Raw genomic sequence first — 14,796 nt, forward strand, 5'->3', positions numbered from 1 at the left:
GAATCAGCTCGTGATCCTGACCGACCGAGTCGGGACACCGCGCGAGAGAGAAGTTCGAGGAACCCGTTGAGGTCGCGCGAACCATGACACGCAAGACATCCATGAACGCGAGTCTGCCTCGTTGGGAAGAGCAGGAAACACATCCGGCGAGTTCGCTGGAATGGGCGCAGGCATCGCCGACGTCCATCGCTTCCGGCGCTGCCCCCACCTCCCTGCATCCCGGCACGGCGGGATCGGCGTCCCTGTCGTCTCAAGCGCCGGAATCGGCCTTGTCACCCGGGGCGGCGAATTCGTCCACCGCGCCGTCCACCGGACTGGCTTCACGGCTGATGTCTAGCCTGACCGCCCGGCGCGACGGCAGCCGTCCGCCGCGACGACGAAGCGGCGATTCCATCCTGCAGAACCTGATCCGGCTGTGGCCGGGGGAAGGTCATCGGCCCCGCGCCAGCGCACGGGCGATGGCGGATCTGCGCTCGGCCTTCCGCGGCAGCCTGATGGATCTGGTGGAGGCGGCCCAGGAGGCGGACGACGTGGTCAGCGGACTGCGGCTGCAGCAACTGCTCCAGCACATCGTCCATGCCCGTCATCCGCAGGACCTGTGGCATTTGCGGACCGGCATCTACACCGAGATCGCCCGGGTGCATGACCAGCGCGAAGCGGACCGCCGGCTGGCTGACCTCAATGCGCGGCTCGACCGCCGACGCGGGCGGCTGCTGCGCCTGCTGGGCTGATCAGCGCGGATCGACCCTGCCGCTCCCGCGCGGCCGCCCTTCCCGGGTGCCGGGCGCCGGGACGCGCGGTCAGCCGCCCCACGGCCGGTCCCGCCTCGGGCCTCGGGCCCGCCCGCGATGGGCCGGCCCGGCGTGTCGTCGTGCGATGGCGCCCCTGCACCGCGGACGCGCCAAGGCGCGGAACCGCCGCACCGCCGCACCGCAGCATCGTCGCCTTGGACCGGCCGAGGCCCGTGCGAGGCGGCCGGTAACGCTGCATCGATGCAGCGCCTGTGGGCTCAGCGTCCCAGGAAGTCCATCTTGCCCAGCGGCACGCCCGCATGGCGCAGCAGCGCATACAGCGTGGTGGCGTGGAAGTAGAGATTGGGCGTGGCGAAGAAGCGCAGGAAATCCTCGCCCTTGAAGGTCAACGGCTCCTTGTCGCGACGCGGCACGCTGACCTCACGGGTCTCGCTGCCGTTGATCTGATCGGGCTTGGCCGCGGTGACGAAGTCGCGGGTCTTCTGCAGACGGGCGAGCAGTTCGTCCAGCGTGGTCTCGGTATCGGCCCAGCTCGGCACCTCCTGACCGGACAGCCGGGCGATCGCGCCCTTGGCCGAATCACTGGCGATCTGGATCTGACGCGGCAGCGGCAGCATGTCGGGCGCCAGACGCAACGTCAGGTAGACGGATTCGTCGAAACCCTTGGTCTTGGCGTGGTCGCGGGCGGTGGCGATCCAGGTCTGCATGTTGGCAAGCACGCGATCAAAGACGGGAACGGTGGCGTTGTACAGGTCCATGGGGAGGTCTCCTTCGAGGGACTTGGGGTCTTGGGGCGGCCGCGATGCTATCGGTTGTTCGCATCTGTTGCATCGCGCGACAGGGATGGCCTTGGGAGCGCCTGCCGACGCGGTTAGGATGGAAGCAGCACGCCTATGAACATCATCATCCTCGACGACTACCAGGACGCCGTCCGCAAGCTCCCTTGCGCCGCCAAACTGGACGCGCTGAACGCCAAGGTCTTCACCAACACCGTCAAGGGCATCGGGCAGCTGTCGATCCGGCTGCGGGACGCCGAGGTGCTGGTCACGATCCGCGAACGCACCCACTTCCCGCGTCAACTGCTGGAAAAACTCCCCAAACTCAAGCTCATCGCCCAGACCGGGCGGGTCGGCAAGCACATCGACCTCGACGCCTGCACCCGACTCGGGATTGCCGTGGCCGAAGGCGGCGGCTCCCCTTATGCGCCGGCGGAGCTGACCTGGGCGCTGGTGCTGGCCGCCATGCGCCGGCTGCCGCAATACATCTCCACGCTCAAGCACGGCGTGTGGCAGCAGTCGGGCCTGAAGTCGGCGTCGATGCCACCGAACTTCGGCCTGGGCATGGTGCTGCGCGGCAAGACGCTGGGCATCTGGGGCTACGGCAAGATCGGTGCGCTGGTGGCCGGCTACGGCAAGGCCTTCGGCATGTCGGTGCTGGTCTGGGGCAGCGAATCGGCCCGGCTGCGCGCCCAGGCGGACGGCCATGCCGCTGCCGAGAGCCGGGAGGCCTTCTTCGAGCAGGCGGATGTGCTGTCGCTGCACCTGCGTCTGGCCGAAGAGACCCTGGGCATCGTCACCGCCGAGGACCTGGCCCGCATGAAGCCGACCTCGCTGTTCGTCAACACCTCGCGCGCCGAGCTGGTGGCCGATGGCGCCCTGGTCTCCGGCCTCAACCGCGGCCGACCCGGCATGGCAGCAGTCGATGTCTTCGAAAGCGAACCCATCCTGCAGGGCCATCCGCTGCTGCGGCTGGAAAACGCGGTCTGCACACCGCACATTGGTTATGTGGAGCAGGACAGCTACCAGATGTACTTCGACGCCGCGTTCGACAACGTGCTGAACTACATCGCCGGCAAACCCTCCAACATCGTCAACCCGGACGCCCTCAAGGTGCTGCGGTGAACCTGGCACCGTCGCCCTCCACGGCGCCGGATGTCCCGCCCCCCGCACTGGCCTCACCCGCACCACCCCCGACCGCCCCTGACGACGGACCGCCCGCGCCGCCCCGGCCGGAGAGCCTCTCCGTCCTCTTCTGGGCCTTCACCTGGCTGGCGTTGCAGGGCTTCGGCGGCGTGCTGGCCGTTGCCCAACGTGAACTGGTGGAACGGCTGGGCTGGATGAGCCGCGAGGAATTCGTCGAGACCCTGGCCGTGGCCCAGGTGCTGCCGGGTCCCAACATCGTGAACCTGTCGCTGATGATCGGCGACCGCTTCTTCGGCCTGCGCGGCGCCATGGTGGCGCTGGCGGGCATGCTGGCGTTTCCGTCGGTGGTGGTCCTGGTGCTGGCCGCCCTGTCCACCACCTGGCTGGCCTCGCCGCAGATGAGCGGCGCGCTGCGCGGCATGGGGGCGGTCTCTGCAGGACTGATCCTCGCGACCGGGCTGAAGCTGCTGCCCTCACTGCGCCAGAACCCGGTCGGCTTCTGGCCGGGCGCCGTCCTGGCCGCTCTGGTCTTCGGGGCCACGGTCTGGCTGAAGCTGCCGCTGTTCTGGATCGTGCTGAGCGTGGGCGGCCTGGGCATGACCCTGGCCTTGATCGCGCTGAAGCGGAGCCGCGCCCCATGAACCTGCTGATGGGCAGCCTCACCTGGCCGGAGCTGGGCGCGTTGACGCTGCATTTCGTGACGCTGTCGCTGCTGTCGATCGGCGGCGGCATCACCACCGCGCCGGACATGCACCGCTACCTGGTCGACGAACGCCACTGGCTGACCGACCACAGCTTCACCAACTCGATCGCGCTGGCCCAGGCGGCGCCGGGGCCCAACATCCTGTTCGTGGCGGTGCTGGGCTTCAATGTGTCCGGCCTGATCGGCGCAGCGGCGGCGATGTTCGGCATGATGCTGCCCTCCACCACCCTGGTGCTGGCCGCCACCCGCTGGGCGCGCAAGAACCGCCAGCACATCGGCGTGCGGGCCTTCACCGTGGGCATGACGCCGCTGACCCTGGGCCTGATGGTGGCCACCGGATGGCTGCTGGCCGCGCCCTATGTGGCAGAGCCGGACCACCGCTGGGCCACGCTCGCGCTGATCGCCGCTACGCTGTTCCTCACCCTGCGGACCCGGCTGGGCATCGTCTGGATGGTGCTGGGCGGCGGCGTGCTGGGGGCGCTCGGTATCGTCTGACGCCGGCAAACAGCGGGAGAGAGCGGCGGTAGAGCGGCACTAGAGCGGCCAGCGCACGGTGGGAGAACGGTCGGAAAGCGGCCGGAAAGCGGCCGGAAAGCGGAGGGTACCCACGCAACGCAGCCTGTGTGGCGGACGCACACCAGACCGCCGCCGCACGAAAAAACGGGACGCCTGGGCGTCCCGTTTTGCGTTTCAGCGCGAACGTGGCCTCGTGGATCTCACGCGTCCTTGGTGCCGAAGATCTTGTCGCCGGCATCACCCAGGCCCGGGATGATGTAGCCGTGCTCGTTCAGGTGGGAGTCGATCGCGGCGGTCCAGCAGCGGACCTCCGGATGCGCCTTGGTCAGCGCCGCCACACCTTCGGGCGCCGCCACCAGCACCAGCGCACGGATGTCCTTGCAGCCGCGTTTCTTCAGCAACTCGATGGTCGCGATCATCGAACCGGCGGTCGCCAGCATCGGATCCACGATCAGTGCGGTGCGCTGGTCCAGTTGGCCGACGAACTTCTCGAAGTAGTTCACCGGCTGCAGGGTCTCATGGTCACGCGCCAGGCCCACCACGCTCACCTTGGCGTTGGGCATCATGTCCAGCACGCCGTCCAGCATGCCCAAACCGGCCCGCAGGATCGGCACCACGGTGACCTTGCGGCCGGCGATCTGGTCGATCTCCACCGGACCGCACCAGCCTTCGATGGTGGTCTTTTCCAGCGGGAAGTCGGCGGTGGCCTCATAGGCCAGCAGCCGGGCGACTTCGCCGGTCAGCTCGCGGAACTTCTTGGTGGACATGTCGCCCTCCCGCATCAAGCCGATCTTGTGCTTGACCAGGGGATGTTTGACTTCGATGACAGGCATGGCGGGTGGCGGAGGGAACGCGAAAAAGAGAGGGGGCGCGGCGTCGGGCCGCCGCGCGCGGATTATCAGCCAGCGGCCGGCTTGCGCTGCCGCAGCGCCTCATACAGGCAGACGCCTGCGGCCACCGAGACATTCAGGCTCTCGACCGCGCCCTGCATCGGGATGCGCACCAGTTCGTCGCAGGTCTTGGCGGTGAGCTGACGCATGCCGTCGCCTTCGGCGCCCAGCACCAGCGCGACCGGGCCGGTCAGGTCCAGGTCATACAGTGTCTTCTCCGCCTGGTCCGAGGTGCCGATCACCCAGATGTCGCGCTCCTTGAGCTCATTGAGGGTGCGCGCGAGGTTGGTGACCATCAGGTAGGGCACGGTCTCGGCCGCACCGCTGGCCACCTTGGCCACGGTGGCATTCAGGCCGACCGCATGGTCCTTGGGCGCCACCACCGCGTGGGCGCCAGCACCGTCGGCCACCCGCAGGCAGGCGCCGAGGTTGTGCGGATCGGTCACGCCGTCCAGCACCAGCACCAGCGGCGGGCCTTCCACCGCATCCAGCACATCGTCCAGCGAGTGATGCTGCGCCACCGGCCGCACCCGGGCCACCACGCCCTGGTGGCGATGGGTGCCGCAGAGCTTGAGCAGGCGGTCGTCGTCGCTCTCGACCAGCTTGGCCCCGGCGGCCTCGGCCTTTTCGAGGAAACCCTTCATGCGCTGGTCTCGTCGGGTGGCGTCGAACAGGATTTCCTGCACCGACGACGGCGCGGTCTTGAGCCGCACGGTGACGGCATGGAAACCGAACAGGATCTGGGTCTTGCCGGTCGACGGGCCGCCGGCATCGACGGCGGGACTGGATTTCTTGGAGGGAGCGCTCATGCGCCGGATTGTCGCCTCAGAACCAGCCCAGCCACTGCGCGCCCATCAGTGCCCCGATCAAGATCGGCTGATGCACCATGTAATACGACAGCGACCACTGCCCCAGCAGCGCCAGCGGACGCAGCACCGGACGCAGGCCGGCCGGCAGCGGGCGCCGCAGCCAGGCGCGCACTACATCGGTCTGCGCCAGCGCGCATCCGAAGAGCATCGGACCCAGCCAGGGCAGCAGCGGGACATAGTCTTCGGTCAGCGGCTTGCGGGTCACCAGGCCCACCCAGTTGGTGGTGCGGGTGTCGAAGAACGGATTGGCGATCACCAACGGCAGCAGGATGGCGATCAGCCCCAGCAGCCACAGCCACGGCCGGGGCAGCCGGCCCAGGCCGAAGCGCACCAGGATCAGCATCATCGCCATGCCGTGCAGCACGCCGAAGCTGATGAAGGAGCGCGGGAACATGAACCACGAGCCCAGCGACACCAGCAGCGCGCAACCCATGATCTGACCCCAGCGGCGCCAGAAGCGCTCCGCGCTCTGGCCCTGTGCCAAGGCCACCGCCTGGCCCATCCCCGCGCACAGCAGGAACAGGCTGACGATCGCACTGCGCTGCCAGGTCCAGGTCGGGTCGCGGTAGAAATCCTGGTGGATCAGCCTGAAATAAGACAGGTCGAAGCAGAAATGGAAGACCGTCATCCACACCATGGCGAAGCCACGCAAGGCGTCGAGGCGGTCATAGCGGGGCGTCGGGACCGGATCGTCCACCGGAGGATCGGCGACGTCGGGCAAGGCAACCGCGGAACGGGGCGAATGAGGTGGACGGGCCGGCAGAGTCATCGGGAACGCAGTCTACAGAAGGCGCCCTCCCCGAACCATGACGGCTCGTCCCGCAAGCGATGCCAACCTGGCGCGGAACACCTGATTGAGGGGGGAGGTTGTCTTGCGAGAAACGACGTGGCACGGCCGGGAGGCAATTGAACGCAGTATCCCAATCAGTTTCAGTCAGGCGCCAGGCTTGCGAAGCAAGCCGCAGCAATGGCGTACAGCGCTGGTCGCCACTGAAGATGCTGGCTTTCCGCTACACCACGCATCGTCATGTTCACGACCGCCACGTTTCGCCTGCCACGCGCTGTGCCACTGCTGTTGGGCCTGCCTTTCCTGCTCACCGCGTGCTTCTGGGGCAACGACAAGCCCGATCCCGCGCCGACGCCGCCGTTCGTGGTGGTCCCTTCGGAGGGCACCGACTGCAAGGTGATCTCGGTCACGCCCACGGTGTCGGTGACCAACGCCTTCATCAATCCCCTGCTCACGGTGAACTACTCGGCGCCCAACCTCGATGTCTGCAACCGGATGACGTTGCAGGATGCCACCCACGCCACCTTGCCGACACGCGTCGTCGCCGCCAATGAGTGGGCACATCCCCGAGGCGGCGTCGCCGGCAGATTGACCCTGGAGCCTGTCGCCGACCTGGCCCCCAACGCGCAGTACGGCCTGCTGCTGGCCGGCCAGACCATCTCGTTCTTCAAGACCGGTACGGAGCGACGGGGCAACCTGGTGGCCGTCGAGGACCAACCCCTGCGCCTCCCGCGCCTGCCCGCCTCCGCACGCGTCGGCTCGGGCGATATCAACGGGATACTGGATGTCGTCGCCGATGACCTGACCAAGGGCCAGGCCATCGAACGGGCGGTGCTCGAAACGCTGTTGAAGGTGGAGCTCAAGCATCTCGCCAGCCCGAATGCCCGCTTCGGTGCGCGAGTGAGCAAGCTGACCTATCGCAGCAGCAACGCCATCGGGGCACCGGTCACCCTCAGCGGCCTGTTGGTGTATCCGGCACAGGACGGCACCGGACCGGCGGTCGATTACAACGGCCTGCCGATGGTCATCGGGCAGCGCGGCGCCAGTGACAACGACGGCGACGCGCCGTCATCGGGTGCGCACATCCTGACCGTGCTCGGCTTGCTGGCGGCAGGCAAGGGCCATGTCTTCATCGCGCCGGACCTGATCGGCATGGGCGACACAAAATCCCTGCCGCAGGCCTATCTCGTCGCCTCGCAGGCGGCGGAGCACACGCAGAACATGCTGCGCGCGGCCCGCGAGTACTTCCGGCAGCAACTCAAGGCCGAGCTGGGTCGGGACCTGCGCATCCTCGGTGCCTCGGAGGGTGGTTTCACCACGGTGGCGGCCTTGCCGCACCTGTCGCTAGACAGCAATGTGCGCCTGGTGTCCGCCGCGGAGGGGCCCTACGATGTGTTCCACACGTTTGACTCGAACATCCTCGCGGTAGGCGGCGCCGCACGGGATGGCTACTCGCGGGACGAGGACCTGAGCCTCGTCGCCAGCCGTACCCGCTCGGCAATGGAAAGCGTGAGCGCCTATCAGAACTTCAAATTCGATCCTGCCAAGGTCTTTGCGGCGGACGGCAGCCTGCTGCCGAGCTTCCTGCAGGACTACAAGGACGGCAAGCACCCCGACCTGATGGCCCAGTTCGGGCTGAACAGCCTGGCGAGCGGCACTCAGCGCTACGACCTGCCCAACGCCCGCGTCTCGCTCTACCACTTCACCACCGACGCGCTGGTCCCCTCGCAGAACACGGTGGACATGGTGGCGCGGTTGAACCTCCCACCGAACCGACTGGGGAGTCTGGAGCGCGGGAACTGCCGGCAGGATTCGGTGCTGACGACACTCGTCATGTCGTTGAGCTCAAGCAAGCTCAAGACACACACGGTCTGCGTGCCCTACCAGATCGACGACTTCGTCGCCGATCTGTAACCCTCGGACGAATCGGGCCTGCGTGCAACGCGACAGGCCCGATTCGCCGACTCGTGGCCGACGGACAGCGCCGCCGTCAGACGCATCTAGGATCCCGCACCCGCCCCTCACCGCACACCGAGGGACGCCGAGTGCCGCTGGGGCGGCCCTCCGAACTCAGCGTTCTGGCTCAGCGTTCTGGCTCAGCGTTCTGGCGCTGCACCTTGCGCCGCCCAGCGCCCCCCCAGCGCCCGCAGCAACGCGACACGGTTGGCCTGCTCCGTCTGGCGCAGCGTCACCAGCCCCTGCTGGGCCGTGGCCAGCGCGCGCTGCGCATCCAGCAGCTCCAGCTGGCTGCTGCCGCCCAGGCGATAGCTGCTCTCCGCCATCCGCAGCGATTCCCGCGCGGCCTCTACCTGCGCCTGCTGCGCGTCGAGCCGTTCGGCCAGGCGGTCGCGCACGGCCAGCGCATCTGCCACTTCGCGGAAGGCCGATTGCAGCGTGGACTCATAGTTGGCCAGCACCTCGCGACGCGTCGCCTCGCTGACCTCCACCTGCGCGCGGCGTGCGCCGCCGTCAAACAGCGGCAGGTCGATCTGGGGCACCAGGCTCCAGACGCCGCTGCCGCTCTTGAACAGACCGTCCAAATCCGGACTGCGGGTGCCGGCGCTGGCCGTCAGGGACAGGCGCGGGAACCGCGCCGCACGAGCGGCGCCGACGTCGAAGGCCGCCGCCTGCAGCCGCTGCTCGGCCGCACGCAGATCGGGCCGCTGCAGCAGCACATCCGCCGGCAAGCCCGCCGGGATCGCCGGCAGTGCGGTGACGTCCTGGGTGTCCTGCGCGCTGGGCAACCAGTCCTCGGGCACCGGTTGGCCGGTCAGCAGTTCCAACTGCAGCCGCGCCTGGGCCACCGCACTGGCGCTGCGGGCTGCATCGCCCCGGGCGGCTTCGAACGCGGTACGCGCCCGGGCTCGCTCCAGACCGGAGGCCGCGCCCAGCTGATACTGCCGCTCCGCCAGCGACAAGGTGCGCTGCTGGCTCTCCAGCAACGACTGCGACAGCGTCAAGCGCTGCCGCTCCGCCGCCAGCGACAGCCAGGCATTGGCCACTTCGGCCACCAGGCTCAGCCGCGCACTGCGCTGGGTTTCCTGCTCGGCGAGGAAGCGCGCAAGCGCCGCGCCTTCCAGGCTGCCCAGCCGGTTGAACAGATCGATCTCATAGCTGGCCAGCCCGAGGTTGACGCCGTAGGTCGTCGTCGCGCCCTCGCCGTTGATCGTGCGCTGGCGGGTGGCGGAGGCGCCCACGCTCAGCTCCGGCAGCCGATCCGCCGCCGCAATCCGGTATTGCGCCCGCACCCGCTCAACCGCTGCCGCGCTCGCCTGCAGGCTGCGGTTCTGGCTCAGGGCCATGGCGACCACTTGATCCAGCCGCCCGTCGGCAAAGAAGCCGCGCCATTCATGTGCGGCGGCCGTTCCGGCGTTGGTGCCTGCAGGTGCAGGTGCAGGTGCAGGCAAAGGTGAAGGTGCAGATGCGGAAGGCGCCGAAGCCGCGCCCGTCACCGTGGCCGATGCCGCCGATGCCGCCGGCGCCAGGTCGCCCACACGGAAGTCCTGCCGAAGCGGCGGACGAGGCGTCTCAGTGGCCGGCACCAGACTGCCGCAAGCCGACAACAGCGCCGCCCCCAGCAGGGTGGTGGCTGCAGCCAGACGCGCTCGCATCGCAGGGGGAGCGATCGTGGGCGTCGCGCGACGCGTCGCCCCATTCACCGTGCCATTCACCGTGCCATTCACCGTGTCATTCAAGGTGCAATTCAACCTGCCATACAACCTGCCATCGCGGTCGGGCAGCGCTTCCGGCGCCACGCTCGTGCGCAAAGCCGAGGAGGCCATGCACGTCTCCTTCTTCATGCGATCGACGCTCATGCCTGCACCTCCGCCTTCGCTTCCGGTGCCGGGTCTTGCGGCGGTTTCGCTTGGCGGGTGAAGCGCTGCTTGACCCACAGATAGAACAGCGGCACGAAGAAGATGCCCAGCAGCGTGGCGCTGGCCATGCCGCCCAGCACGCCCACGCCGATGGCGCGCTGCGACCCCGAGCCCGCGCCGCTGGCAAACGCCAGGGGCAGCACGCCCATCATGAAGGCCAGCGAGGTCATCAGGATCGGCCGCAAGCGCTGCCGGCTGGCCTTGAGTGTGGCCTCCAGCAGACTCAGGCCCTGCCCTCGCAAGGTCTCGGCAAATTCCACGATCAGGATCGCGTTCTTCGCTGACAGGCCCACCGTGGTCAGCAGGCCGACCTGGAAGAACACGTCGTTCATCTGCCCGCCCAGGTGGCTGGCCGCCAGCGCACCGATGATGCCCAGCGGCACCACCAGCATCACGCTGAACGGCACCGACCAGCTCTCATACAAGGCTGCCAGACACAGGAAGATGAACAGCACCGACACCGCATACAGCAGCGGCGCCTGATCGCCGGAGAGCCGCTCCTGATAGCTGCGGCCCGACCATTCGAAGCCAATGCCCTTGGGCATGTCGCGCAGGATCTCCTCCATGGCCGCCATCGCCGCGCCGGAGCTCACGCCCGGCGCCACATCGGCCTGGATTTCATAGGCGGCGCTGCCGTTGTAGCGCACCAGCTGACGCGGCCCGTTCATCCAGGTCGCCTTGGCAAAGGCGTTGAACGACACCATCTCGCCACTGGCATTGCGCACATACCAGTAGCGCAAGGCATCCGGATCCGCCCGGTAGGCGCCCTCGCCCTGCACCAGCACCCGCTTGACGCGGCCGCGATCGATGAAGTCGTTCACATAGCTGCTGCCCAGCGCGATCGACAGGGTGTCGTTGATCGTGGTGGTCGAGACGCCCAGCGTGCCGGCCTTGTGATCGTCGATGTCGATCTGCAGTTGCGGCGTTTCGGTCAGGCTGTTGGTGCGGGCGCGGCTGAGTTCGGGATGCCGGTTCGCTGCATCGATCAGCTGATCACGCGCGGCAATCAGCGCTTCCGAACCCACGCCGCCCAGATCCTGCAGGAACAACTGGATGCCGGCGCTGCCGCCCAGGCCGCGCACCGTCGGCGGCTGCACCACATAGACATTGGCATCACGCACCCGCTTGCCCAGCTCGCGGCTGAAGCGCTCGGCCAGCGCGCCGGCGCCCTGGTTCTTCGAGGGCCGGTCCTTCCAGTCGCTCAGGCGGATGAAGCCCTGGCCGGAGCCCTGGTCGCCGTTGGCGCCGCGCACCAGGTTGTAGAAACGCACTTCCTTTTGCTCGGCCAGATAGCCTTCGATGCTCTGGGCCACCGCCTCCATGCGTTCGGCGGTCGCGCCCGGGGCCATGCGGACCTGGATCTGCAGGCTGCCCTGATCCTCATCGGGCAGGAAGGAGGTCGGCAGCGTGCGGTAGAGCAAGGCCAGGCCGACGATCAGCAGCAGATACACCACGAAGCTGCGGATGCCGCGCGCCGTGAGCCAGCGCACCCGGCCCTCGTAGCGGGTGGTGAAGCGCTCGAACTGGCGATTGAAGCCGCCGAAGAACCAGTCCAGCTGCTTGCCGAACGGCCCGCCGTGGGCCGCATGCTCGCCTTGATGCACCGGCTTGAGCAGCGTGGCGCACAGCGCCGGGGACAGGCTCATCGCCACCAGCACCGACAGCACCATGGCGCTGACCACGGTGATCGAGAACTGCCGGTAGATGATGCCGGTGGAGCCGCCGAAGAAGGCCATCGGGATGAACACCGCCGACAGCACCACCGCAATGCCGACCAGCGCACCGCTGATCTCCTTCATGCTGGCCCGGGTGGCATCGCGCGGGCTCATGCCTTCCTCGCGCATCAGCCGCTCGACGTTCTCCACCACGACGATCGCATCGTCCACCAACAGGCCGATGGCCAGCACCAGGCCGAACATCGTCAGCGAATTGATCGAATAACCGGCCACCGCCAGCACACCGAAGGTGCCCAGCAACACCACCGGCACGGCGATGGCGGGCACCAGCGTGGCGCGCAGGTTCTGCATGAACAGGTACATGATGGCCACCACCAGCACCATCGCCTCGATCAGGGTGTGCACCACGCCTTCGATCGAGACGCTGATGAAAGGCGTCGTGTCGTAGGTGATGGTGATCTTCATGCCGGCCGGGAAGAACGGCTCCAGCTCGGCGAACTTGGCCTTGACCAGCTCGGCCGTCTTGAGCGCATTCGCGCCGCTGGCCGGCACAATGGCCATGCCCGCGGCGGTCACACCGCTGCTGCGGACATTGGTGGTGTAGCTGTCGCGGCCCAGCTCGACCCGGGCGACGTCCTTGAGTCGCAGCGCAGAACCATCCGGCTGCACCCGCAGCACGATGTTGCGGAACTGCTCGGGCGTCTGCAGCTTGGCGCGGGCAGTGATGATGGCGGTGAGCCGCTGGCCTTCCGGCGACGGCTGCGCGCCGAGCTGGCCGGCGGACACCTCGGTGTTCTGCGCTTGCAGCGCACTGCGGATATCGCCGGGCACCAGCGCATAACGCTGCAGCTTGGCCGGATCCAGCCAGATGCGCATCGCATAGCCGGAGCCGAAGACGTTGATGTCGCCCACCCCTTCAATGCGGCTGATGATGTCCTGCAGCGTGCTGGACAGGTAGTCGCCCAGGTCGGCCGAGGTCACGGCCGGGTCGTCGCTGGTCAGCATCACCACCATCAGCGGTTCGGAGCCCGCCTTGGTCACCCGCACGCCCTGGGCCTGCACCGCTTGCGGCAGCCGGGACAGCGATTGCGACACCTTGTTCTGGACCTGCATCTGCGCCAGGTCCGGATTGGTGCCGGCCACGAAGCTCAGCTGGGTGCTGGCGCCGCCGGAGGCATTGCTGGAGGACTCGATCGAGAACAGCCCGTCGATGCCCTTGAGGTTCTGCTCGATCACCTGGGTGACCGAGTCCTCGATCGCCTTGGCCGAGGCGCCGGGATAGCTGGTGTTGATCGAAATTCGTGTCGGCGCGATGTCCGGATAGCGCTCCAACGGCAGCACCAGCACCGCCGCGGCGCCAGCCAGCATGATGACGATGGCGATGACCCAGGCGAAGATGGGCCGGTCAATGAAAAACGAGGCCATCAGCGGCTCCCGCCCGTGCCGGACGTCGGCGCTGCACTGGCCGGCGCACTGGCCGACGCGTCCGTGGTCGTGGCCGATGCCGCCGGGTTGCCCGCCCCTGCTGCGCCGGCCCCCGCCTTCTTGCCCTTGGCGGCGCCGGCCGGCACCGGCGTCACCACCTGGTTGGCGCGCACCCGCTGCAGGCCTTCGACGATCAGCTTGTCGCCCACCTTCAGGCCGCTGGCCACCAGCCATTGGTTGCCAAGCGCCCGCTTGAGCACCAGCCGGCGGGTTTCCGCCTTGTTGCCTTCACCCACCACCAGCGCGGTCGCGTCCCCGGTCGGCGACCGGCTCACGCCCTGCTGCGGGACCAGGATGGCATCGCTGTCGACACCGGCCAGCAGCCGGGCCCGGACCACCATGCCGGGCAGCAGCGCGCCGGCGGGATTGGGCACCGTGGCGCGCAGCGTCACCGCGCCGGTGCCGCGGTCCACCGTCACGCCGCTGACCTGCAGCATGCCGGCTTGCGGATGCTCGCTGCCGTCTTCCAGCAGCAGGCGGATCTGGCGACTGCCGGTGCCGCCGTCGAGCTGGCGGCGCAGCTGCAGCATTTCGGCGCTGCTCTGGACGATGTCCACATGCATCGGGTCGAGTTGCTGCACCGTCGTCAGCACCTGGGTCTGGTTGGCGGTCACCAAGGCGCCGGCAGTCACGGTGGATACCTCGATGCGTCCGGTGATCGGCGCGGTGATGCGGGTGCGGTCCAGTTGGACGCGGGCCGCATCCAGTGCGGCGCGGGCCACGGCCACATCGGCCTGCGCCTGGCGCAGCGCGCTGGCGCTGTCGTCGGCGCTCTGGCGGCTCAGGGCATCGGCCTTCAGCAGTTCGGCATCCCGTTCGGCACGGGTGCGGGCCACGCCGGCCTGGGCCTCGGCCTTTTGCAGGGCGGCGGCGGTGCGCGCCCGTTCCGCCTCGTAGCTGGCAGCGTCCAGCTGATAGAGCGGCTGGCCGGCCCGCACCACCGAGCCTTCGGTGAACAGCCGTTTGAGCACGATCCCGCTGACCTGGGGCCGGATCTCGGCCACCTGGCTGGCGGACAACCGGCCCGGCAGCTCCAGGGACAGCGGCGCATCCTGGGCGCTGACGATCACCACCCCGACTTCCGGCGGCGCGCCCTTGCCGGCCTGCGGATCGGGTTTGCGGTCGGAACAGGCGGTCAGCAGCACGGCGGCGAGCGGCAGGACGGTCCAGAGCGAGGTCCGGACGGCGGCGCGGGGTGTGAGAATCTTCAGCATGGCCGCGCATCCTGACCTGCGAATGTGGAGAGAGCTTGAAGGTCTCTCCTCCGTGCCGGGTTTCACTTGATCCCGGCCGCGCCGGGCGGTCATGATGCGCCGCCGTC

General features: G+C 68.3%; 12 protein-coding genes. 5 read left to right on the top strand and 7 right to left on the bottom strand.

What is annotated here, in order from left to right; genetic code table 11:
* The first annotated feature begins 101 nt into the window (after positions 1–101).
* Entirely contained in the window at positions 102–731 is a 630-nt protein-coding gene (locus N4261_RS17730) for a hypothetical protein (protein ID WP_261756605.1), read from the top strand.
* 278 nt (positions 732–1,009) lie between these two features.
* Here N4261_RS17730 and N4261_RS17735 read toward each other — a convergent pair whose 3' ends face one another.
* Positions 1,010–1,510, bottom strand: coding sequence for a DUF1993 domain-containing protein (locus N4261_RS17735; RefSeq protein WP_261756606.1), 501 nt, complete (start codon positions 1,508–1,510; stop codon positions 1,010–1,012).
* A 135-nt stretch (positions 1,511–1,645) separates the two neighbouring features.
* Between N4261_RS17735 and N4261_RS17740 the strand changes: the two genes are divergently transcribed.
* From N4261_RS17740 to N4261_RS17750, 3 genes are read left to right on the top strand one after another with little or no spacing between them, the layout of a single operon-like run.
* Positions 1,646–2,653 (top strand): D-2-hydroxyacid dehydrogenase family protein, encoded by a 1,008-nt coding sequence (locus N4261_RS17740; protein WP_261756607.1) that lies wholly within the window; start codon positions 1,646–1,648, stop codon positions 2,651–2,653.
* A gap of 2 nt (positions 2,654–2,655) precedes the next feature.
* A complete protein-coding gene (locus N4261_RS17745; RefSeq protein WP_435532073.1) occupies positions 2,656–3,315 on the top strand; it encodes a chromate transporter in 660 nt (219 codons plus the stop codon).
* On the top strand, positions 3,312–3,872 hold the full coding sequence (locus N4261_RS17750) for a chromate transporter (RefSeq protein WP_261756608.1): 561 nt from the start codon (positions 3,312–3,314) through the stop codon (positions 3,870–3,872). Before N4261_RS17745 ends, N4261_RS17750 begins: the two co-directional genes overlap by 4 nt.
* 221 nt (positions 3,873–4,093) lie before the next feature.
* Here N4261_RS17750 and upp read toward each other — a convergent pair whose 3' ends face one another.
* The 3 genes from upp to N4261_RS17765 form a co-directional block, all read right to left on the bottom strand.
* The gene (upp, locus tag N4261_RS17755; protein WP_261756609.1) at positions 4,094–4,726 is read right to left on the bottom strand and encodes a uracil phosphoribosyltransferase; all 633 of its coding nucleotides are present in this window, start codon (positions 4,724–4,726) and stop codon (positions 4,094–4,096) included.
* 65 nt (positions 4,727–4,791) lie between these two features.
* Complete coding sequence (rlmB, locus tag N4261_RS17760) at positions 4,792–5,592, bottom strand: 23S rRNA (guanosine(2251)-2'-O)-methyltransferase RlmB (RefSeq protein ID WP_261756610.1); 801 nt, start codon at positions 5,590–5,592, stop codon at positions 4,792–4,794.
* 16 nt (positions 5,593–5,608) lie between these two features.
* Positions 5,609–6,373 (bottom strand): acetyltransferase domain-containing protein, encoded by a 765-nt coding sequence (locus tag N4261_RS17765; RefSeq protein WP_261756611.1) that lies wholly within the window; start codon positions 6,371–6,373, stop codon positions 5,609–5,611.
* Between the two features lie 306 nt (positions 6,374–6,679).
* Here N4261_RS17765 and N4261_RS17770 point away from each other — a divergent pair, with 306 nt between their 5' ends.
* Positions 6,680–8,353 (top strand): hypothetical protein, encoded by a 1,674-nt coding sequence (locus tag N4261_RS17770; RefSeq protein ID WP_261756612.1) that lies wholly within the window; start codon positions 6,680–6,682, stop codon positions 8,351–8,353.
* Positions 8,354–8,535: 182 nt separating this feature from the next.
* Here the strand turns inward: N4261_RS17770 and N4261_RS17775 are convergent, their stop codons facing one another.
* Genes N4261_RS17775 through N4261_RS17785 form a run of 3 tightly spaced genes read right to left on the bottom strand, consistent with a single transcriptional unit; the run spans position 8,536 to position 14,689 of the window.
* Positions 8,536–10,221: an efflux transporter outer membrane subunit gene (locus tag N4261_RS17775; protein WP_261756613.1), complete on the bottom strand. Its 1,686-nt coding sequence runs from the start codon at positions 10,219–10,221 to the stop codon at positions 8,536–8,538.
* 29 nt (positions 10,222–10,250) lie between these two features.
* The gene (locus tag N4261_RS17780; RefSeq protein WP_261756614.1) at positions 10,251–13,415 is read right to left on the bottom strand and encodes an efflux RND transporter permease subunit; all 3,165 of its coding nucleotides are present in this window, start codon (positions 13,413–13,415) and stop codon (positions 10,251–10,253) included.
* A complete protein-coding gene (locus N4261_RS17785; protein ID WP_261756615.1) occupies positions 13,415–14,689 on the bottom strand; it encodes an efflux RND transporter periplasmic adaptor subunit in 1,275 nt (424 codons plus the stop codon). The genes N4261_RS17780 and N4261_RS17785 overlap by 1 nt, the downstream gene beginning before the upstream one ends.
* Positions 14,690–14,796 lie beyond the last annotated feature (107 nt).

This window comes from Roseateles amylovorans (genome assembly GCF_025398155.2).
Classification (GTDB): domain Bacteria; phylum Pseudomonadota; class Gammaproteobacteria; order Burkholderiales; family Burkholderiaceae_C; genus Roseateles; species Roseateles amylovorans.

What these genes read in the sequence shown, in the direction of transcription:
- N4261_RS17730 (WP_261756605.1), top strand. Translation starts at nt 102, where the DNA reads ATGAACGCGAGTCTGCCTCGTTGGGAAGAGCAGGAAACACATCCGGCG.
- N4261_RS17735 (WP_261756606.1), bottom strand. Translation starts at nt 1,510, where the DNA reads ATGGACCTGTACAACGCCACCGTTCCCGTCTTTGATCGCGTGCTTGCC.
- N4261_RS17740 (WP_261756607.1), top strand. Translation starts at nt 1,646, where the DNA reads ATGAACATCATCATCCTCGACGACTACCAGGACGCCGTCCGCAAGCTC.
- N4261_RS17750 (WP_261756608.1), top strand. Translation starts at nt 3,312, where the DNA reads ATGAACCTGCTGATGGGCAGCCTCACCTGGCCGGAGCTGGGCGCGTTG.
- upp (WP_261756609.1), bottom strand. Translation starts at nt 4,726, where the DNA reads ATGCCTGTCATCGAAGTCAAACATCCCCTGGTCAAGCACAAGATCGGC.
- rlmB (WP_261756610.1), bottom strand. Translation starts at nt 5,592, where the DNA reads ATGAGCGCTCCCTCCAAGAAATCCAGTCCCGCCGTCGATGCCGGCGGC.
- N4261_RS17770 (WP_261756612.1), top strand. Translation starts at nt 6,680, where the DNA reads ATGTTCACGACCGCCACGTTTCGCCTGCCACGCGCTGTGCCACTGCTG.
- N4261_RS17775 (WP_261756613.1), bottom strand. Translation starts at nt 10,221, where the DNA reads ATGGCCTCCTCGGCTTTGCGCACGAGCGTGGCGCCGGAAGCGCTGCCC.
- N4261_RS17780 (WP_261756614.1), bottom strand. Translation starts at nt 13,415, where the DNA reads ATGGCCTCGTTTTTCATTGACCGGCCCATCTTCGCCTGGGTCATCGCC.
- N4261_RS17785 (WP_261756615.1), bottom strand. Translation starts at nt 14,689, where the DNA reads ATGCTGAAGATTCTCACACCCCGCGCCGCCGTCCGGACCTCGCTCTGG.